The organism is uncultured Shewanella sp. (assembly GCF_947501225.1).
GTDB lineage: Bacteria > Pseudomonadota > Gammaproteobacteria > Enterobacterales > Shewanellaceae > Shewanella.
Genome location: NZ_CANMUW010000010.1, coordinates 137,312 through 156,993 on the forward strand (window position 1 = coordinate 137,312; position 19,682 = coordinate 156,993).

The 19,682-nt window shown below is 49.3% G+C and carries 16 protein-coding genes; 14 read left to right on the plus strand and 2 right to left on the minus strand.

Going from position 1 to position 19,682, the window contains the following annotated elements; all coding sequences use genetic code 11:
• Positions 1 to 3: 3 nt before the first annotated feature.
• Positions 4 to 1,755 (minus strand): histidine kinase, encoded by a 1,752-nt coding sequence (locus Q1B47_RS14960; protein ID WP_299795207.1) that lies wholly within the window; start codon positions 1,753 to 1,755, stop codon positions 4 to 6.
• A gap of 515 nt (positions 1,756 to 2,270) precedes the next feature.
• On the opposite strand from Q1B47_RS14960, the gene leuA reads away from it, so the two are divergent.
• From leuA to glpK, 7 genes are all read left to right on the plus strand, one after another.
• The gene (gene leuA / locus Q1B47_RS14965; RefSeq protein WP_299795209.1) at positions 2,271 to 3,842 is read left to right on the plus strand and encodes a 2-isopropylmalate synthase; all 1,572 of its coding nucleotides are present in this window, start codon (positions 2,271 to 2,273) and stop codon (positions 3,840 to 3,842) included.
• A 64-nt stretch (positions 3,843 to 3,906) separates the two neighbouring features.
• On the plus strand, positions 3,907 to 5,001 hold the full coding sequence (gene leuB, locus Q1B47_RS14970) for a 3-isopropylmalate dehydrogenase (RefSeq protein WP_299795211.1): 1,095 nt from the start codon (positions 3,907 to 3,909) through the stop codon (positions 4,999 to 5,001).
• A 3-nt stretch (positions 5,002 to 5,004) separates the two neighbouring features.
• Complete coding sequence (gene leuC / locus Q1B47_RS14975; protein ID WP_299795213.1) at positions 5,005 to 6,405, plus strand: 3-isopropylmalate dehydratase large subunit; 1,401 nt, start codon at positions 5,005 to 5,007, stop codon at positions 6,403 to 6,405.
• Between the two features lie 9 nt (positions 6,406 to 6,414).
• Positions 6,415 to 7,020: a 3-isopropylmalate dehydratase small subunit gene (gene leuD, locus Q1B47_RS14980; RefSeq protein WP_299795215.1), complete on the plus strand. Its 606-nt coding sequence runs from the start codon at positions 6,415 to 6,417 to the stop codon at positions 7,018 to 7,020.
• A 516-nt stretch (positions 7,021 to 7,536) separates the two neighbouring features.
• Positions 7,537 to 8,850: an outer membrane protein transport protein gene (locus Q1B47_RS14985; RefSeq protein WP_299795217.1), complete on the plus strand. Its 1,314-nt coding sequence runs from the start codon at positions 7,537 to 7,539 to the stop codon at positions 8,848 to 8,850.
• Between the two features lie 255 nt (positions 8,851 to 9,105).
• Positions 9,106 to 9,612, plus strand: coding sequence for a nuclear transport factor 2 family protein (locus Q1B47_RS14990; protein ID WP_299795219.1), 507 nt, complete (start codon positions 9,106 to 9,108; stop codon positions 9,610 to 9,612).
• A gap of 145 nt (positions 9,613 to 9,757) precedes the next feature.
• Positions 9,758 to 11,245, plus strand: coding sequence for a glycerol kinase GlpK (gene glpK / locus Q1B47_RS14995; RefSeq protein ID WP_299795221.1), 1,488 nt, complete (start codon positions 9,758 to 9,760; stop codon positions 11,243 to 11,245).
• 60 nt (positions 11,246 to 11,305) lie between these two features.
• On the opposite strand, the gene Q1B47_RS15000 is transcribed toward glpK, so the two are convergent.
• A complete protein-coding gene (locus Q1B47_RS15000; protein WP_299795223.1) occupies positions 11,306 to 11,608 on the minus strand; it encodes a hypothetical protein in 303 nt (100 codons plus the stop codon).
• A gap of 445 nt (positions 11,609 to 12,053) precedes the next feature.
• On the opposite strand from Q1B47_RS15000, the gene mraZ reads away from it, so the two are divergent.
• The 7 genes from mraZ to mraY all read left to right on the plus strand — a co-directional run bounded on the left by mraZ (position 12,054) and on the right by mraY (position 19,615).
• On the plus strand, positions 12,054 to 12,512 hold the full coding sequence (gene mraZ, locus Q1B47_RS15005) for a division/cell wall cluster transcriptional repressor MraZ (RefSeq protein ID WP_299795225.1): 459 nt from the start codon (positions 12,054 to 12,056) through the stop codon (positions 12,510 to 12,512).
• Between the two features lie 29 nt (positions 12,513 to 12,541).
• Positions 12,542 to 13,483 carry a 16S rRNA (cytosine(1402)-N(4))-methyltransferase RsmH gene (gene rsmH / locus Q1B47_RS15010; RefSeq protein WP_299795226.1) on the plus strand — a complete coding sequence of 314 codons (942 nt, stop codon included), beginning with the start codon at positions 12,542 to 12,544 and terminating at the stop codon, positions 13,481 to 13,483.
• Between the two features lie 76 nt (positions 13,484 to 13,559).
• Positions 13,560 to 13,874 (plus strand): cell division protein FtsL, encoded by a 315-nt coding sequence (ftsL, locus tag Q1B47_RS15015; RefSeq protein WP_299795227.1) that lies wholly within the window; start codon positions 13,560 to 13,562, stop codon positions 13,872 to 13,874.
• 77 nt (positions 13,875 to 13,951) lie between these two features.
• Complete coding sequence (locus Q1B47_RS15020; protein WP_299795228.1) at positions 13,952 to 15,688, plus strand: penicillin-binding transpeptidase domain-containing protein; 1,737 nt, start codon at positions 13,952 to 13,954, stop codon at positions 15,686 to 15,688.
• Positions 15,688 to 17,169: a UDP-N-acetylmuramoyl-L-alanyl-D-glutamate--2,6-diaminopimelate ligase gene (gene murE, locus Q1B47_RS15025; RefSeq protein WP_299795229.1), complete on the plus strand. Its 1,482-nt coding sequence runs from the start codon at positions 15,688 to 15,690 to the stop codon at positions 17,167 to 17,169. The genes Q1B47_RS15020 and murE overlap by 1 nt, the downstream gene beginning before the upstream one ends.
• Positions 17,166 to 18,533 (plus strand): UDP-N-acetylmuramoyl-tripeptide--D-alanyl-D-alanine ligase, encoded by a 1,368-nt coding sequence (gene murF / locus Q1B47_RS15030; protein WP_299795230.1) that lies wholly within the window; start codon positions 17,166 to 17,168, stop codon positions 18,531 to 18,533. Before murE ends, murF begins: the two co-directional genes overlap by 4 nt.
• Entirely contained in the window at positions 18,533 to 19,615 is a 1,083-nt protein-coding gene (gene mraY / locus Q1B47_RS15035) for a phospho-N-acetylmuramoyl-pentapeptide-transferase (RefSeq protein ID WP_299795232.1), read from the plus strand. The genes murF and mraY overlap by 1 nt, the downstream gene beginning before the upstream one ends.
• The last annotated feature ends 67 nt before the right edge of the window (positions 19,616 to 19,682 follow it).

Here is a 19,682-nt window from a genome sequence, read left to right on the forward strand (position 1 = left end):
GGGTTAGCCTGTCGGTTCCTCTTCTATTTTTGTTTGCCTGAGTTGTTGGATGTTAGCCCTCTTTATCAGGGAGTTCAGGCTGTCATGTTGCTGCATTCTGGCATAGCCTATTCGCGTTCTGTGGCCGTGTAACAGCGGTAGCATTATCTCCTTCAGCTGTCCGATAACTCTTAAGGTTCCGGTCTCCTTAGTATGGGGAAGCAATAGCAGAAGCTCCCCATCCTCTCTGTTTATCACCAGATCCTGATCCCGAAGTAAGCCCTCTATACGTGAAACCAGTAGCGGAAGATCGGCCGGGTAAATATGCGTTGTCTGGATGGCGATGAGGCTAAGGGGGTAGCCTCCTGATTTACTGCTACTGATTAAGCGTTCTACTTTATGGGCGTTATTATGAGGTTCGATGGCTATGGGGGCTTCGACAGTACGCTTCCTGTATCTGACGGTGATAACCCCTAAAATAAAGCCAAACAGCAGGGTCAGCACTATTGCGATATAGCCTGACTTAAACCCCAGGCCGACGTTTATCGAGGAGTTACCTTGTAATAACTCAGTTTTAAACAGTTGCTGTTGTCTGCTCACTCTGGCATTTAGCTGAAGCAGTCGGGTATCTTTGATGAAATTGAAAGAGCTTTCAGCGGCTTCAAAACGCTTGAGTTGATATTGGTGGGCGAGTTTATATTCGCCGATTTCCGCATAGTAGTCGCTTAATAGTTGATAACTCAGTATCAGTTCACCATAGTGGGATGTTCGTAAGCCAGTGCTGATTGACTTGTTTATTAATACTAATGCCTTAGAAGAGTTACCACTTGCCAGATATACTTCGGCAAGTAGGCGCTGTGCCCTTAACTCTTCAATGGTTTTTTTCTGCTTCTTAAAGGTGTTCAGGCTGATTTCGAGTAGCTGAACCGCGCTGATATAGTTAGCCCTGCTGTATTCGAGTCGAGCCAGCTCTGTGTAACTGATGGCTAGCTCAAGTGCGGTGCCTAATTCGGGAAGTAGAGACTTGGCTTGCTGTATTAAGGTATCACTGGAGCTGTATTGGTTTAATTGAGCCATCCGGGCCATTTGAGTTGTCACCATGACCCTGACTTTCCCCTTTAGTTCCTGAGTGTTTGCCGCTCTTTCTATCACCTCATAGGCGCGTTTGTTTTCCCCTTTCTTGGCGAGAAGCTGGCTCAGTGATAACTGAATATGTGCAAGGGGCGGCAGCGCCCAGTCAGGCTTCTGGTTTACTGCGTCCGGGTATATATCTATGGCTAAGCGAAGATCTTCATAAGCGCTGCTGTAGCTGTCAACCTGCGTATCGATGGCACCTCTCAACCTCAAACCATTGATTAAAGATTGTGGCTGCTTAAGTTCTCTGGATAAAAGAATCGATGAGTCGAGTATGGGCAGTGCCTGTCTGAAATCACCATAGTTAGTAAAGGCTCCCGCCATACAGTTAAGGAAATAAGGTCGTGCCTGATCGAGTTTGAGAATTTTGGCCTTGGCTTCGCTGACCCTGGATAGGTTTATGGCCGCTTCGTTTTCGCCGAGTTGTAAGAAGGTTTCGCACCTGAATAGGGCGAGTCTTAGCTTCTGAGCTTCAGAGAGTCTGACGGGAGAGGTGATCGCTTCGAGGTTATTTATCTCTGTTAATGCTTTACTGGGATATTGATAGAGTAAGGTTCCGATCGCATCGAGTTGTTCAGATGTGCTGGCCCACGCTGGCACGAGCCAGAATGTCAGGCTTAGCACGACGATACGAAAATCCATTTTTACCAGCTCCGGTTTACTGTTCAGATATCCATGAAGAATTGCATTATACCGAATTTAAATAATATGTTGCATAAAAATACAGCTAAGTGTGATTGATCGCTGCCAGATTGAATAAATGGTGGTTAATAGCTGTTAAGTATTCAGCTGTGGTGAAAGCTGTGGTGTGGTGCAGTTTTGCCGGCATTTAAAATTGAGTCTTCTGGTCTAATCTTTGATAAATGAAAATAATGGGGTTGACACCGGCAGGCTCACACGTTAAAAATTAACCACTCGAACGATAAATGAACGCATATCCAGTTATGCATGACCGATATTAAAAGATGAAAATGACCAGTGCTCTACTCAACCTCCTTATTCTCATTCTCGCAGATTCTGCGCGGAGGATATAGTGTTGCACGCTCGATAGAACTACCAGCATTCACAAACCCCGCGCTAACAACCGCGGGGTTTTTTGTTTTTTACAGCAACGATTTGATAAGCGCCAATAACATAAGTATCCACGGAGAAAACAGATGTCCAACCGAGTGATTATTTTTGATACAACCCTACGAGATGGCGAGCAAGCTTTAGCGGCTAGTTTAACGGTTAAGGAAAAACTACAGATAGCACTCTCACTGGAACGTCTAGGCGTCGATGTTATGGAAGTGGGTTTTCCGGTCTCTTCACCCGGTGATTTTGATTCGGTGCAGACCATAGCAAAAACGGTGAAAAATAGCCGGGTATGTGCCCTGGCCAGAGCGCTCGAAAAAGATATTGATGCTGCAGCTCAGTCCTTGTCGGTTGCCGAACAGTTCAGAATTCACACCTTTATCTCCACATCAACCATTCATGTAGAGAGTAAACTGAAACGCTCCTTCGACCAGGTGCTTGAGATGGCTGTTGGCGCGGTTAAATACGCCCGTCGATTCACCGACGATGTCGAATTTTCCTGTGAGGATGCCGGCAGAACGCCAATCGATAATCTATGTCGCATGGTCGAGGAGGCAATTAAGGCGGGCGCGCGTACCATCAATATCCCTGATACAGTCGGCTACACAGTTCCCAGCGAGTTTGGTGGCATCATCGAGACCTTGTTTAACCGGGTTCCGAATATTGATCAGGCGATCATCTCCGTTCATTGTCACGACGATCTGGGGCTATCTGTCGCCAACTCGATAGCTGCGGTGCAGCAGGGAGCCAGACAGATTGAGTGTACCGTTAACGGTATTGGTGAGCGAGCGGGCAACTGCTCGCTGGAGGAGATTGCGATGATCCTCTCGACCCGCAAAGACACATTGGGCCTTGAGACCGGGATCAATGCCAAAGAGATTCACCGAACCTCTAATCTGGTTAGCCAGCTGTGCAATATGCCTGTGCAGGCTAATAAGGCGATTGTAGGTGCCAATGCCTTCACTCACTCATCGGGGATTCACCAGGACGGCATGCTGAAGTCACAAAATACCTATGAAATTATGACGCCGGAAAGCATAGGTTTGCATCGTAATAATTTAAATATGACCTCCCGTTCGGGTCGTCATGTGATCAAGCATCGCATGGAGGAGATGGGTTACGGTGATAACGATTATGATATGGATGTCCTGTATGACGCCTTCCTGCAGCTTGCGGATAAGAAAGGGCAGGTATTTGACTATGATCTTGAAGCACTGGCGTTTATGGAAGCTCAGGCCGATGAGGAAGCCGATTATAAGCTTGCGCAATTAGTCGTCCATTCAGACTCTACCGAAGGAAATGCAACCGCAACCGTAAAGTTAGAGATTGACGGAAAGACCGTTACTGAGGCCGCGACAGGAAATGGTCCTGTCGATGCGGCTTATAACGCCATTGCAAGAGCGAGTCAGTGCGAGGTGAATATCACCAGCTATAAGCTGAGCTCGAAGGGTGAGGGGCAAAATGCGCTGGGGCAGGTAGATATTGAAGCTAACTATAACGGGCAGAGTTTTCATGGTGTTGGTCTCGCGACTGACGTGGTAGAGGCTTCGGTTCAAGCCTTGGTGCATGTGATGAATCTGACCTCCAGAGCCGACAAAGTGGCGGACTGTAAAGAGAAGAGACAAAAAAACCGTAGTGAGCTGGGTGGTGTTTAACCCCCTGCGCGGCGAGTTTAATAATTGATAAGAATATAATTGAAGAGCAGGAGTCAGGTGTCGTATGAGTTATCAAATAGCGGTATTAGCCGGAGATGGAATTGGACCGGAAGTGATGGCCGAGGCACGTAAAGTGCTGAGTGCTGTAGAGGAGCGGTTCGAGCTTGCTATTGAATATAGTGAATATGATGTCGGTGGCGCAGCCATCGATAATCATGGTTGCCCCTTACCACAATCCACCCTAGAGGGTTGTGAAGCCGCAGATGCCATATTATTTGGCTCTGTTGGTGGCCCTAAGTGGGAGCATTTGCCTCCTAATGACCAACCCGAGCGTGGTGCTTTACTTCCCCTTCGTGGTCATTTCGACCTGTTCTGCAATATGAGGCCGGCAAAATTGCACGCAGGACTCGAGCATATGTCGCCCCTTCGCAACGATATATCAGGTAAAGGTTTCGACGTTCTCTGTGTTCGTGAGTTAACCGGCGGTATCTATTTCGGCAAGCCGAAAGGGCGTCAGGGTGAGGGTGAAGAGGAGGAAGCGTTCGATACCATGCGTTACAGCCGCAAAGAGATCAGGCGTATCGCCAAAATAGCCTTCGAAACCGCTCAGGGGCGACGCAAGAAGGTCACTTCTGTCGACAAGGCTAATGTGTTGGCATGCTCGGTATTATGGCGAGAGGTTGTCGAAGAGGTTGCGAAGGATTACCCCGATGTCGAGCTTGAGCATATCTATATCGATAATGCCACCATGCAACTGCTTCGCCGCCCTGATGAGTTTGATGTGATGCTCTGCTCTAATCTGTTCGGTGACATTATCTCAGATGAGATCGCCATGTTAACGGGCTCTATGGGTCTGCTGTCGTCGATCAGTATGAACAGTGATGGCTTTGGTTTGTATGAACCTGCCGGTGGCAGTGCCCCCGATATTGCCGGAAAGGGGATTGCCAATCCTGTCGCTCAGATCCTCTCTGCAGCACTGCTGCTACGCCATAGCCTGAAACTGGAGGATGCGGCTGCGGCGATTGAGGCGGCCGTAGGCAAAGCCCTGAGCGATGGGTACCTGACCGGAGAGCTGCTGCCTGCATCACAGCGAGCAGATGCTAAATCGACTTCGCAGATGGGTGATTACATTGCGAAGTTAGTAAAGGGGGGGAGCTAACTCATGGCAAAGACATTATATGAAAAGGTTTGGGACAGCCATGTGGTGGTTGAAAATGAGGGAGAGGCACCATTAATCTATGTGGACAGGCATCTGGTGCACGAGGTGACCTCACCCCAGGCATTCAGTGGCTTAAAGGTTGCGGGTCGCAAGCTTAGAGCTCCGGAGAAAACTTTCGCGACAATGGATCATAACACGTCGACCAAGAGCGCGAGCCTTGATGCATTGAGCCCTATGGCTCGTATCCAGGTGGAAACCCTACAGGACAACTGTAAAGAGTTTGGCGTGCGCCTGTATGACATTCATCATAAAAACCAGGGGATCGTCCATGTGATGGGGCCTGAACTGGGGATCACCTTGCCCGGTACGGTTATCGTGTGTGGTGATTCGCATACTGCGACCCACGGTGCTTTCGGAGCCTTGGCTTTTGGTATCGGTACCTCTGAAGTTGAGCATGTGATGGCGACGCAGACTTTGCGTCAAAACAGAGCCAAAACCATGAAAATTGAGGTTCGTGGTCAAGTTGCCGCCGGCATTACTGCAAAAGATATTGTACTGGCCATTATCGGTAAGATAGGTATGGATGGCGGTACCGGTTATGTGGTCGAGTTCTGTGGTGAGGCGATCGAAGCACTCTCGATGGAGGGGCGCATGACGGTTTGTAACATGGCGATCGAGATGGGAGCAAAGGCGGGCATGATAGCGCCGGATGCGATCACCATAGAGTATCTTAAGGGGCGTGAATTTGCCCCTGAAGGAGATGCCTGGGAGCAGGCTACTGCCGCATGGGCCGAGCTTAAAACTGATGACGATGCCGTTTTCGATGCAACGGTTGTGCTTGATGGTGCCGATATCGCTCCTCAGCTCACTTGGGGGACTAACCCGGGTCAGGTAGTCGCTATCGATGCTTTGGTACCTAACCCAGAAGATGAGTCTAATGCAACTGTCAGGGCCAGCATTGAGAAGGCGCTTGAATATGTCGCCCTGTCTGCCGGAACCTGTATGACAGATGTGAGCATTAACAAGGTCTTTATCGGATCCTGTACCAACTCGCGTATTGAAGATCTGCGTGACGCAGCCAGACATGCAAAAGGCCGTAAAGTGGCTGAGGGAGTCACTGCAATTGTGGTACCCGGTTCAGGCTTGGTTAAAGAGCAGGCGGAAGCGGAAGGGTTAGACAAGATCTTCATTGATGCTGGCTTTGAGTGGCGATTGCCGGGCTGCTCCATGTGTTTGGCAATGAATGATGACAGGTTAGAGGCGGGCGATCGCTGTGCCTCAACCAGTAATCGCAACTTTGAGGGGCGACAGGGACGTGGTAGCCGAACTCACCTCGTGAGCCCCGCGATGGCTGCTGCCGCCGCCGTTACCGGTCATTTTGTCGACATTCGCAAAGCATATTAGGAGAGCATCATGCAAGCATTTATCAAGCATACCGGGCTGGCGGTGATGATCGACAGCGCTAACGTCGATACGGATCAGATCATACCTAAGCAGTTTTTGTCAAAAGTGACCCGGGATGGCTTCGGGGTTCACCTGTTTCACGATTGGCGTTATCTGGATGATGCAGGCGATGAGCCCAACCCTGATTTCAGTCTCAATCAGCCAAGATATAAAGGTGCCTCTATCCTTATATCAAAAGAGAACTTTGGCTGTGGTTCGAGTCGTGAGCATGCTCCCTGGGCGTTAGCCGATTTTGGTTTGCGGGTTATCATTGCACCGAGTTTTGCCGATATTTTCTATGGCAATGCTATCAATAACGGCCTGCTTCCGGTTCGCCTGAGTGATATCGAGGTGCAGCAACTGATGGATGAGGTTGAGGCCTGTGAAGGCGCAGAGGTGACTGTTGACCTTGAGGCTCTCAAGGTGACCTCCCCGTCGGGAGCGGTCTTTAACTTTGATATAGCCAGCTCCGCAAGACACAACCTGCTAAATGGCCTGGATGCAATAGGTTTGACTCTGGCTTATGCCGATCAGATAGCCGGCTATGAGTCACAGTTACCGGCCTGGAAAACTTAAATAGTTTTAAGCGTACGTTTGTACACGTCTGTTAAAAAAAATAAGCCGAATGGATTTTTGTTCATTCGGTTTTTATTTTAGTTCACTAAGGTGATTTGTTAATTGTCTGAAATGTATCACCTTTATGTTTTTTATTTGCTCTTTCTGTGAATGTTTTTGATATTAGTAGTAGTTTATCCTGCCATTTTATTCTCTTTTTAGCGAACACATGTCTTGCTTGGTTTTATGCTTTAGTTATTGATATTTATGTTTTTTATTTTATGGTTTAGCTCTTGGCAACTCATTATGGCGATTGTTGTTTAATTCTCTTTGGAGATATAAACGTTTTAACAGTCATTTGTACTGTTTTTGTGGCTGTCACCACCTTAGATATGGTGTTTTGTTCTGTTTTGCTGTCCGTGCTTGCAAAGATATGCTGTATCAGTACACTCCCGCCTCAATAATGGTTTGAGCTATTGCTCTAATTAAAAGCCAAGAGTATTAAATTCAATAATGACATCAGAGATGAGAGAGACGATGAACAAGCGCATTTTAGCTATGGCCGTGACTGCGGCGATTGTGGGGTCGGTTACACAAGTTCAGGCAGCAGGTTTTCAATTAGCGGAATACTCGGCAACCGGCCTTGGTCGTGCATTCGCCGGAGAGGCAGCTATGGCCGATAATGCCGCTGCACAGTTCCGCAACCCAGCCATGATGACTTATCTGCCCGGTACACAAGTTTCCGGCGGTGCGATTTTGGTGATGCCAAACATCGATATCGACGGAGAGGTTACCTTTGTTGATGGTACAAATGCTACCTCTGCATCCGACATCGCCGACGATGCCGTTGTGCCAAATTTCTACGTGACTCATCAGTTAAATGAGCATTGGTTTTTAGGTTTGGCGCTGGGGAGTAACTTTGGTATGGCGACCGAGCAGGATGACAGCTTCCGCGGCACCCAGTTCGGTAATGAAGCGTCTGTTACCACCATAGAGATCAATCCAAATGTCGCATATCGCATCAATGAGCAGTTCAGTGTTGGTGGCGGTGTTCGTTTCGTTATTGGTGAAGGCAGCATAGGAGCCAAGAGCTCGGCTGATTCTGTTTTACCTACCCCGATGGGCAACCTGCCGGTACCTAAAGGGACAACGCTGAAGTATATGGAAGGCGATGATACCGCTTGGGGTTGGCAGTTAGGTGCTGCCTGGCAGGTTAATGACAACAACCGTATCGGTGTAAATTATCGCTCTGCTGTCGATCAAAATCTGGAAGGAGAGGCGAATGGTCTGGCGTTTAATCCACTGGATCCGACTCAGAAGCTGGATGGCTCAATGGAGCTGTCTCTGCCGGCCACAGCTGAAATCGCCTCTTTCCATCAACTGACCGAGAAGTTAGCCATTCATGCCAGCTTCAACTGGACCGACTGGAGCTCATTTGAGAAGCTGGAAGCCGTTATCCCGGCCCTGTCTGAGCCTACTCAGTTGGTGAAGCAGGAAAACTGGAAAGACAGCTATCGCTTCGCGCTGGGCGGCACTTATGTTCTTAACCAGAAGTCGACACTGCGCGCGGGTGTAGCTTATGACAGATCTGCAGTTTCTGATGCCAACCGTACTCTGACCATTCCGGAGATGGATCGCTTGTGGGTGAGTGCAGGTTATGGGTATCACTTCAGTGATAACCTCGACTTAGACTTCGGCTTCACCTATATCTTTGCCGATGAGTCTCCTGTTGTTGAACCACGTCCGGGGATTGAATCGGATCTCTCTTCGGCTCTGTTCGGCGGCACATTCAGCGGCACAACCAGCGGTAATATTATGCTGGTGGGAGTACAGGCAAGCTATCGCTTCTAATATCGCTGGTCTATGAAATTAAGGGGTCGGAGCTTAAGCTCCGACCCCTTTTTTACACCTGACCACCTGATGTTATCAGCAAGAATAGACAGCTAAGTAAAATTTTTGTTAGCAAAATGAACTTCATAAGATTATATTCAACTAACGGATTACCCTATTAGCTATGTATTTTTGTGCCTATTCTTAGGCTTAAAGTACGATTCGTATGTCTGATTTCATTGTTCCGGCATACGGTAACGAAAAATGAGGTGTACAATGAGGCCCTACCTGCTCGCCGCCAGTTTAGCTTTCCTACCCTTAACCTCACTCGCCGCTCAAACTCCAACAGAAGTGGTTGAAAGTTTTATTCAAGCCTACAACAAACATGATGTTGAACTAATGGTGCAGCACACCAGCGAGTCTGTGCGTTGGATGCATATCTCGGGTACTAAAGTCGAGGTAGAAACATCTGATCGGACGGAGTTTGGTGCAGCCATGACCGATTACTTTGAGACCCTGAAAGATGCCAGGGCCACCATTCTCAAAATTATTGATTCGGGTAACTATGTCAGTACCGTCGAAAGGGTGACATGGGATAACGATGGTGAGCAGCTCAGCCAGTGCAGTATCGGTACATTCAGGGTTAAAGGAGGCAAGTTGGCAGAGTTTTGGTATTTCCCGGCCCATGCTTGTGATGAGCCCTCTTCACCGGAGATGCCTGATAAATCAGACTCAACCGATATAGAGCCGGTGAGCGGTGCATTGCAGGAGAAGCAAGAGTAACCCTAACGCCATCCGTTTGCTTATCAAGACCGAAGCTTGTGAGGCAGTGGAACCGGGTTGTCATTGAGGAAGTGGTGTATTATTTTCGCTGCTGCTTTAAGGTTATATTGGCTTTAATCAGTTTGCAGTAGTTAGGGGAGCAGTTGTGACAAAGAAGTATGTGGTAGCGTTAGATCAGGGAACGACAAGTTCAAGAGCGATCATATTTGATCACGATGCCAATATTGTGGCGATATCGCAGCGTGAGTTTCCCCAGATATACCCTCAGGCTGGTTGGGTCGAGCATGATCCCATGGAGATATGGGCGTCACAGAGCTCGACTCTGATTGAGTTACTTGCTCGCTCCGACATCCATGGTAGTGAAGTGGCTGCCATAGGGATAACCAACCAGCGTGAAACCACAATAGTTTGGGATAAGGTAACAGGAAAGCCGGTATATAACGCCATTGTCTGGCAGTGTCGTCGCAGTAGCCATATCTGTGAAGAGTTAAAGGCCAGAGGGCTGGAAGAGTATGTGCGTGACACAACTGGTCTTCTGCTTGATCCCTACTTCTCCGGTACTAAGATTAAGTGGATTTTGGACAATGTTGCCGGTGTGAGGGAGCGAGCGGAAAAAGGAGAGCTACTCTTCGGCACTATCGATACCTGGCTGGTCTGGAAGCTGACAGAGGGAAAAGTACATGTCACAGACCCGACTAATGCGAGCCGTACTCTGTTATTTAATATTCATACCCAAGAGTGGGATAGTAAGCTCCTGGAAGAGTTAGAGATCCCGAGATCCCTGCTGCCTGAAGTTAAGCCCTCTTGTGCCATTTACGGTAAGACCCGAATCGCCGGGGAGGGTGGCGAGATCGATGTAGCCGGGATCGCCGGGGATCAGCAGTCTGCGCTGTTTGGTCAGCTCTGTATCGAAGAGGGGATGGCAAAGAATACTTATGGTACAGGCTGCTTCCTATTGATGAATACGGGGAAGCAGGCGGTGAGATCGACCCATGGATTACTCACTACTGTCGCGATTGGGGCAGACTGCGAAGTTAACTATGCCTTAGAGGGAGCAGTCTTCATGGGAGGGGCCACCATTCAATGGCTCAGAGATGAATTGGGTCTTATCAGAGATGCTCAGGATACCGAATATTTTGCTTCAAAGGTGGAAGATACCAATGGGGTTTATTTAGTTCCGGCATTTGTTGGCTTAGGGGCCCCTTATTGGGAGCCCGGGGCCCGTGGGGCACTGGTTGGTTTAACCCGCGGTTCCAATCGTAACCACATCATCCGTGCTTCCCTGGAGGCTATCGCTTACCAGAGCCGGGATCTTCTCGATGCCATGGCAAAGGATAGTTGTGTGATGCTTAAACAGCTGAAGGTCGATGGCGGAGCAGTATCAAATGACTTCCTGATGCAGTTCCAGGCCGACATTACTAGTGTTGAGGTGCAGCGCCCGGCAATCACAGAAACTACTGCAATGGGAGCGGCATTCCTCGCCGGGTTAGCCGTTGGATTTTGGAGCTCGACCTCTGAACTCAAGCATAAGGCCGATATCGAGCGAACATTTAAGCCATCGATATCGGTGCAGAGGTGTGATGAGCTATACGCCGGCTGGAACCGGGCAGTTGCGCAGACGCTGAAGGATTGATGGTTATCGTTAACAATCAGAGGTAGGCGTTCCTGGTTTTGTTGAATCTATGGCGCTTCGTTAAACATCAATATCGATATGGGGAAGGGGAGACTCTGCGGCTTCTTTCTGAGCTTTAGCTATCTCCTCTTTTCTCTTCTCCTCTCGTTCTTTCTGACCACGGCGATCGCCTCGCGGTGAGGCGCGCCTGTCTTCAACGGCATGGCGGCGTTCGAGGTTAGGCGGAAGTTGTGATTGAGGTGCCTCGTGGCTGTCTGGCGCGATCCCCTTACTGTACTCCGTCTGTTCAACGACTCGCTTTCGTTTTATAACCGGTGGAATGGGGCGAGCCAGCATGGCGTATAAACTGTCTAAACCAACCATATCTCCTCCTTTGTTAAGTATATATTCCTTTATCGGCAAGCTGTGGTCAATATTTATACCGTTCAGGCGTGTTTGCGGAGAGTCGCTAATGCATTTTATCTGTTAGCGGATAGTGCGGGCCAGGACGAGTTAGTGAGGCTCAACAGGTAGAGATGTCCTCTTATTAGGGAGATGCAGGAGACTTTTTCCCACTTAAATATTAATTAATGTTAAATGTAGTGTTATACCTGTCTATTTTTTCTGCTTTTTGGGGATGTAGATCCACTTTTTACCCCTATTATTTCTTGCTTTTACAATATTTTAAATTTGCTTCTAACCCGCTTGAATACTGGATTTATAAATGGTTTGTGGCCTTGACAATGCTTGCGTTCTGTCTCTAAACTTAGGTCTTGTGGGAAATTGTGGATAATTGTGGATCACTTATTACTGGCAAGGATAAGCTAACGTGTTTCGTGGGGCGAGCGCTATCAATCTTGATACAAAAGGCCGGATCGCTATTCCAAAGCGCTACCGTGAGCCTCTGCACGCCGAATTTAACAGCCAAATAGTGATTACCGTTGATTTTCAATCCCCCTGTCTCTTGCTCTATCCATTGGATGAATGGAGTAAGATCGAAGCAAAATTACTGTTGCTATCAGATACCCGGGCCACTGAAAGATCCATGAAACGCTTGCTGCTGGGTTATGCCCATGAGTGTGAACTCGATGGGAACGGTAGATTATTACTACCCCCCCCGCTTCGTCAATATGCCAATTTAGAGAAGCGGGCAATGTTAGTGGGGCAGCTGAATAAGTTTGAACTTTGGGATGAAACTGCTTGGCAGCAGCAGATAGAGCACAGCCGAGAGACGATTCAAAGCGAAGAGTTCGCTGAAAATGAGCGTCTTGCCGATTTCTCACTGTGATCAGTGAAGCTAATAGATAGAAGAGAATGATGAGCCAAGAATTTGCGCACTTATCGGTACTGCTAACTGAAACTGTAGCGGGCCTAAATATTAAAGAAGATGGTATCTATATCGATGGCACATTTGGTCGTGGTGGTCATTCTCGGGAGGTGCTTAAGCATCTGGGCGAAAATGGTCGCCTAATCGCTATCGACAGGGATCCTCAGGCGATTGCCGCCGCCGAGCAGTTTGCCGATGATGCCAGATTCAGCATAGTTCATGGTGGCTTTGGGCAGTTGGCTACATATGTAGAAGAGCTGGGCCTGAAAGGCAAGATCGATGGGGTGCTCCTGGACTTCGGTGTTTCGTCTCCGCAACTCGATGACGCCGAGCGTGGCTTTAGCTTTTTGCGAGATGGTCCGCTCGATATGCGTATGGATAACTCTCAAGGAGAAACGGCTGCAGAGTGGATTGCCCGAGCTGAGATAGAGGACATGGCCTGGGTATTTAAAACCTATGGAGAGGAGAAGAACTCCCGACATATTGCCCGTTGTATCGCGGCCGACAGAGAGAAGACTCCCTTCTTGAGAACCAAAGAGTTGGCAGATTTAATTGCTCGGGTGAGTAAGAGCAAGGAGCGCAATAAGCATCCCGCCACACGCGTTTTTCAAGCCATCAGGATCTATATCAACAGTGAGCTTGAGCAGATCGATCAGGCGCTGGAGGGGGCGCTGAAGGTACTCGCTCCCCATGGGCGTTTATCGGTGATCAGCTTTCACTCTCTGGAGGACAGGATGGTGAAGCGCTTCATTCGTCGCCATAGCCAAGGTGAAAGTGTCCCCCATGGGTTGCCTATCACAGAAGCCGAGATCAATAAGACCCGTCTACTCAAAGGTGTAGGCAAAGCCATAAAGCCTTCAGAGGAGGAGATTGAGCGCAATACCCGGGCCCGCAGCTCTGTATTGCGGATTGCGGAGCGGTTGGAATATTAATGTCGGGTGAAGTGGCTGTGTCACTGCTAATTAGCTGCTTCCCCTTGAGGAAGGTTGCCGTCGGCGGGAGTAAGGTTTGAGCAAGTCTCAATTAAATCTTCCCAGAATCGTGTTGCTCGATCTGTGGCATCACAAGTGGGTGTTACTGCTTGCTGTGGCCGTGATGATCAATGCCATTGCCGTTGTATACACAAGCCATGTGAGTCGAAAGTACATCACAGAGTGGGATCAGATGCTACAGGAGCGGGATCGACTGGACATAGAGTGGCGTAATTTACTCCTCGAGGAGCAGTCGCAGTCTGAGCATAGCCGGATCACCCGTTTTGCGACTAAAGAGCTGGAGATGAGCCGCCCACTCCCCAGGGAGGAGATCGTGGTGAGAGTACCATGATGAATAAGTGTTTAAAAATAAGTGAGTAAAACTAGCTATTCCCCGAGGCTTTATTGGGGAGTGTTGTTGAGGGTGTAATGAACAAACAGGCAAAGCGTAAACAGAAGCCGCAGTTAATAGAATGGCGTTTGTATGTCGTCGTGGCTTTCGTATGCCTGCTGTTTACCAGTCTTATCGGTCGCGCCGCCTATATTCAGATCATCGAGCCGGAAAAGTTACGCCACGAGAGTGATATGCGTACGTTGCGCACAACCAGCAGGGAGGTGCAACGTGGACTGATCACCGATCGTAATGGTGAGATGTTAGCCGTGAGCGTGCCGGTAAAGGCCGTTTATGCCGATCCGAAAGTGGTCCATGATCGCAATGGCTTTGTGGATATGCGCCGCTGGCAAGCACTGGCTGATATTCTTCATGAGCCTAAAGAGAAGATACTGGAACGGGTGCAATCTAACCCCAAGAAACGTTTCACCTATCTCAAGCGTCAGGTGACACCGGCCGTTGCGGATTATATCAGTAAGTTAAAATTACCCGGTGTCTACCTTAAGTCGGAGTCCAGGCGTTATTATCCGACCAGTGAGATCTCTGCTCAGCTGGTGGGTATTACTAATATCGATGATATTGGTATCGAAGGAATCGAAAACTCCTATAACGACTGGCTTACCGGTACCCCATCTAAACAGAAAGTCCGTAAATCAAGAGATGGCCATGTCGTCGAGCGTCTCGATATCGTACAAGATGGAGACAGCCCAAACGATCTCGTGCTGAGTCTGGATCAGCGAATTCAACAGTTGGCATATCGTGAACTGAAAAAAGCGACCGAGATAAACCAAGCCACATCCGCATCTATCGTGGTGCTGGACGTTCACACCGGTGAGGTGCTGGCGATGGCGAATACGCCATCATACAACCCCAACTCCCGCGATAATCTGCAGGCGTTCAGAATGCGTAACCGTGCGCTGACAGACTCTTACGAACCGGGGTCGACCATTAAGCCATTCGTTGTCGCCGCTGCACTCGAAGCCGGAACCATCCAATCCGATCAGATTATCAACACCTATCCGGGGCGAATGAGGATCGGCGGCAAGATCGTCCGGGACTCTAGATATTATGGTGATCTATCACTTGCCGATGTATTGGTGCACTCGAGCAACGTCGGCATGGCAAAAATTTCGCTTTCAATGCCAGTGCAGGAGCTGCTGGGGGCATATCAATCTATGGGGCTGGGTAACTACTCGGGTATCAACCTTGCCGGCGAAAGTGCCGGACTGATCCATGACCGCAGGCGTTGGTCTGAGTTTGAGCGTGCGACACTTTCATTTGGCTATGGCCTTATGGTAACGCCACTACAGTTAGCGAGACTCTATGCCACCTTAGGCAGCAAAGGTGTGCTGTACCCCGTCTCTATCCTGAAACTCAAGCAGAAGCCCGAGGGTGAGCAGGTCATCTCCCCCGAGATTGCGCAGAGGGTAATGGAGATGCTTATCGGTGTCACTGAAAAAGGGGGCACGGCGACTAAGGCTCATATCGAGGGCTATCCGGTGGCCGGAAAGACGGGAACGGCACGTAAGGCCGTTGCCGGTGGTTATGGTGAAGATTATGTCGCCCTGTTTGCCGGGGTAGCCCCTGTGCATAATCCGGAATTGGCGATTGTTGTCGTAGTCAATGAGCCCAAGGGCGACAAATATTATGGTGGTGACGTTGCTGCGCCAGTGTTTGCTGCGGTGATGTCAGGAGCCCTGCAGATGCTCAATATTGAACCAATTTCATCCAGAGAGAAGGTACGCTTAGCAGGTACAACGAGGAGAGCTGAGTGATGCTGTTACGTGATTTATTAGCGCCCTGGTTTCATTACGCGGGGGCTGAAAGTTTTAATAAGATGACCTTGGATAGCAGGGCCGTCCAACGCGGGGATCTTTTTATTGCGATCCCGGGTCATCAGGTTGATGGCCGCAACTATATTACAGCTGCCCTGCAGCAAGGCGCCGTAGCAGCTCTGGTTCATACCGATGATCCTGAGAGTCACGGACAGCTGGCAGACGGAGAAGGTGTACAGATACTATTTTTCCAGCTAAACCGTCAGTTGTCGGCATTGGCGGCACAAGCCTATCCGTTAAGCGCAAGTCGCCTGAAGTTGGTCGGTGTCACGGGAACCAACGGCAAAACATCGATTACTCAGTTGATGGCTCAACTGGTCAGCTTGTTGGAGAAGCAAAGTGCTGTCATGGGGACCTTAGGTAACGGTCTATGGGGAGAGTTGGTCGATAGCGGTAATACGACTGCAGACCCCATCACCATCATGGCCCAGCTTCAGGAGTTTGATGCTAAAGGCGCCGAATTATGTGCAATGGAGGTTTCCAGCCACGGTTTAACACAGGGAAGAGTTGAAGCCATTCCATTCGATGTGGCGGTATTCACTAACTTAAGTCGTGATCATCTTGATTACCATGGAAGCATGCAGGCCTACGGCGATGCAAAGAAGCGGTTATTTAACTTCCCCTCGCTGAACCATGGATTGATCAACCTCGATGATGAGATAGGTAAGCAGTGGCTGGCCGAACATGATGTGCAGAAGTTTACCAGCTTCAGCATTCATGGCGAGGCCGGGGCCGTTGATATATCGAGAGCCATATATACCGAAAATAACCACTTTCATCACCAGGGGGTGGATGCAACATTAGTTTGGCCTGAGGGGAAAGCCGAGCTGCGTTCACCGCTACTGGGCTCATTTAATCTATCGAACTTAATCGCTTCACTGGGGGCGTTATACCTGCTGGGCTTCGATATGAATGCACTGCTCTCGGTTGTACCTAAGCTGCAAGCCGTTGTGGGGCGAATGGAGCGTTTTACTACCCAAGACGATGTCACCTTAGTGGTCGATTATGCACATACTCCCGATGCAATCGAGCAGGCTCTGCAGGCGTTAAGAGGACACTGTGACGGAGAGTTGTGGTGTCTGTTTGGCTGTGGCGGTGATCGTGATAAGGGTAAGCGCCCGTTGATGGCACAAGCTGCCGAAAAGTATGCTGATAGAGTTGTTGTGACCAGTGATAACGCCAGGAGTGAACAACCCGAGCTTATCATAGGTGATATTCTGAAGGGGTTAACGGCTCCCGATAAGGCATTCACACAAGTGGATCGTGAACTGGCTATCCGTCAGGTGGTGGCAGATGCCAAAGCCGGAGATATCGTGCTGCTTGCGGGCAAAGGACATGAAACCTATCAGGAGGTGGCCGGAGAGCGCCGTGATTATGATGAGCGTGCGTTAGCCCGTGAACTCGCCGGGAGCCAGTTATGATTCCGTTACAGTTATCGCAATTAAGTCACAGGCTAAATGCTCGTCTCATAGGGCGAGATCTTATCATTACCCATGTCTGCAGTGACAGCAGAAACATTGAGGCTAAGACACTTTTTGTGGCGCTGAAAGGTGAACGGTTCGATGGCCATGATTTTGCCCTGGTAGCGGTAGACAATGGCGCTTGTGCACTTCTTGTTACCCGAGAGCTGCCCATAGATATTCCCCAGCTTATTGTGAGAGATACTCAAAAAGCGATGGGAGATATCGGGGCTTACCTGAGAGATACGATTCAGCCGAGATCTGTCGCGCTGACCGGCTCTAACGGTAAGACGAGTGTGAAAGAGATGGTCGCAACCATCTTATCCCAGAGAGCAAAGGTGCTCTACACCGCTGGTAATTTTAATAATGAGATCGGTGTTCCCCTTACCCTGCTTCGTCTGGAGGAGGGAGATGAGTTCGGTGTTTTCGAGCTTGGAGCAAATCACAGGGGGGAGATCGATTACACCTCGTCACTGGTAAAACCCGATGTTGCATTAGTCAACAACGTCGCCTCGGCTCATCTGGAAGGCTTCGGATCGTTAGCTGGTGTGGCTGTTGCCAAGTCTGAAATTTTTAATCATCTCAGTGTTGACGGGACGGCTGTGATTAATGCCGATGACGACTTTGCTCAGGTGATGCGAGAGGCGGCCGGTAAGCATAAACAGTTAACGTTTGCCATTGAGTCCGCAGCCGACCTTAAAGCCTGTGAGCTTGAGGCCGATCCACTTGGTCGATACCGTTTTACTATGCGTTATCAGGCACAAGAGGTGTCGGTGACACTGCCCTTGTCCGGCCGCCACCAGGTGAGCAATGCGCTTGCTGCTGCGGGGATCTGTTTAGCTCTGGGAGTGCCTCTGAGTGAGATCGTTACAGGTCTATCCCTGCTCGAACCGGTCAAGGGTAGAATGCTGCCAACTCAACTTGGCAGGGTAAGAGTCATTGACGACAGCTATAACGCAAATCCCGCCTCCGTGGGTGCCGCAATTGACTGGCTTCAAGAAATTGATGGATATCGCTGTTTAGTGCTGGGTGATTTGGGAGAATTAGGCGACAATGCGTCCCTTTTGCATGCTCAGCTAGGTGAGCTTGCGAAAAACAGAGGGATCGATGCACTGTTTTCACTGGGGGAATTAAGCGCCAACGCGAGTGCTGCCTTTGGTGGTGTTCATCATCAGGAGCTGGAAAAGATAGTGCATGATTTAATTAGTCTTATTAATCAGTTACAAGGTGATGTAACTGTTTTAATCAAGGGCTCGCGCAGTGCCAAGATGGAACGCGTGGTTGAAGCCTTAACAGTTGCCTACGGGCGAGGGGAGTTTGTTTAATGCTGGTCTACCTGGCGGAGTATTTAACTCAGTTTTACTCTGGGTTTAACGTTTTTTCTTATGTAACGTTCAGAGCCATTCTTGGCCTGTTAACTGCCTTGATATTTAGTCTTTGGTGGGGACCTAAGATGATTGAGCGTCTGCAGATGCTGCAGATCGGTCAAATTGTTCGCAATGATGGACCGGAATCTCATTTCAGTAAGCGTGGTACGCCGACTATGGGCGGCATCCTGATCTTAGCCGGCGTGTTTATCAGCGTCTTGCTTTGGGGCGATCTTGCCAGCCGTTATGTGTGGGTGGTGTTATTCGTGCTCGCAAGCTTTGGTTTAATTGGTTTTATCGATGATTACCGTAAGGTTGTTAGAAAAGATACCAAAGGTTTGATTGCCAAGTGGAAGTATATCTTGCAGTCACTTGCGGCATTGATCATCGCATTTTACCTTTATGCCTCTGCCGACCTGGCAGGAGAAACACAGCTGGTTGTGCCTTTCTTTAAAGATATTATGCCTCAACTCGGTGGTTTATTTATCGTGCTGGCGTACTTCACCATTGTTGGCTCGAGTAATGCGGTCAACCTGACCGACGGGCTGGACGGTTTGGCTATTATGCCTACGGTTATGGTGGCGGCGGCGTTTGCCTTAATTGCATATCTTTCAGGTCATGTTCAATTTGCAAATTACCTGCACCTGCCTTATCTGCCCGGGGCAGGAGAGTTGGTGATTGTCTGCACGGCGATCGTCGGTGCGGGCTTAGGTTTCCTCTGGTTTAACACTTACCCGGCACAGGTCTTCATGGGAGACGTAGGTTCTCTGGCCCTTGGTGCAGCGCTTGGTGCGATAGCCGTGTTGGTTCGCCAGGAGATCCTTTTGGTGATCATGGGAGGGGTCTTCGTTATGGAGACGGTCTCGGTCATCCTGCAGGTGGGTTCATATAAGCTGCGTGGGCAGAGAATTTTCCGTATGGCGCCGATTCACCATCACTATGAGTTGAAAGGATGGCCTGAACCCAGAGTGATCGTTCGTTTTTGGATTATCTCTCTGTTTCTGGTCTTACTCGGCCTGGCTACTCTGAAACTAAGGTAGTAGCCGATGGATTTTGCTATGACGTCACAGTGCATTTTTGCACTCTGCATCGCTGAACAAGGGTAAC

Coding starts and splice junctions, on each gene's coding strand:
- Q1B47_RS14960 (WP_299795207.1), bottom strand. CDS start 1,755: ATGGATTTTCGTATCGTCGTGCTAAGCCTGACATTCTGGCTCGTGCCA.
- leuA (WP_299795209.1), top strand. CDS start 2,271: ATGTCCAACCGAGTGATTATTTTTGATACAACCCTACGAGATGGCGAG.
- leuB (WP_299795211.1), top strand. CDS start 3,907: ATGAGTTATCAAATAGCGGTATTAGCCGGAGATGGAATTGGACCGGAA.
- leuC (WP_299795213.1), top strand. CDS start 5,005: ATGGCAAAGACATTATATGAAAAGGTTTGGGACAGCCATGTGGTGGTT.
- leuD (WP_299795215.1), top strand. CDS start 6,415: ATGCAAGCATTTATCAAGCATACCGGGCTGGCGGTGATGATCGACAGC.
- Q1B47_RS14985 (WP_299795217.1), top strand. CDS start 7,537: ATGAACAAGCGCATTTTAGCTATGGCCGTGACTGCGGCGATTGTGGGG.
- Q1B47_RS14990 (WP_299795219.1), top strand. CDS start 9,106: ATGAGGCCCTACCTGCTCGCCGCCAGTTTAGCTTTCCTACCCTTAACC.
- Q1B47_RS15000 (WP_299795223.1), bottom strand. CDS start 11,608: ATGGTTGGTTTAGACAGTTTATACGCCATGCTGGCTCGCCCCATTCCA.
- rsmH (WP_299795226.1), top strand. CDS start 12,542: ATGAGCCAAGAATTTGCGCACTTATCGGTACTGCTAACTGAAACTGTA.
- Q1B47_RS15020 (WP_299795228.1), top strand. CDS start 13,952: ATGAACAAACAGGCAAAGCGTAAACAGAAGCCGCAGTTAATAGAATGG.
- murE (WP_299795229.1), top strand. CDS start 15,688: ATGCTGTTACGTGATTTATTAGCGCCCTGGTTTCATTACGCGGGGGCT.
- murF (WP_299795230.1), top strand. CDS start 17,166: ATGATTCCGTTACAGTTATCGCAATTAAGTCACAGGCTAAATGCTCGT.
- mraY (WP_299795232.1), top strand. CDS start 18,533: ATGCTGGTCTACCTGGCGGAGTATTTAACTCAGTTTTACTCTGGGTTT.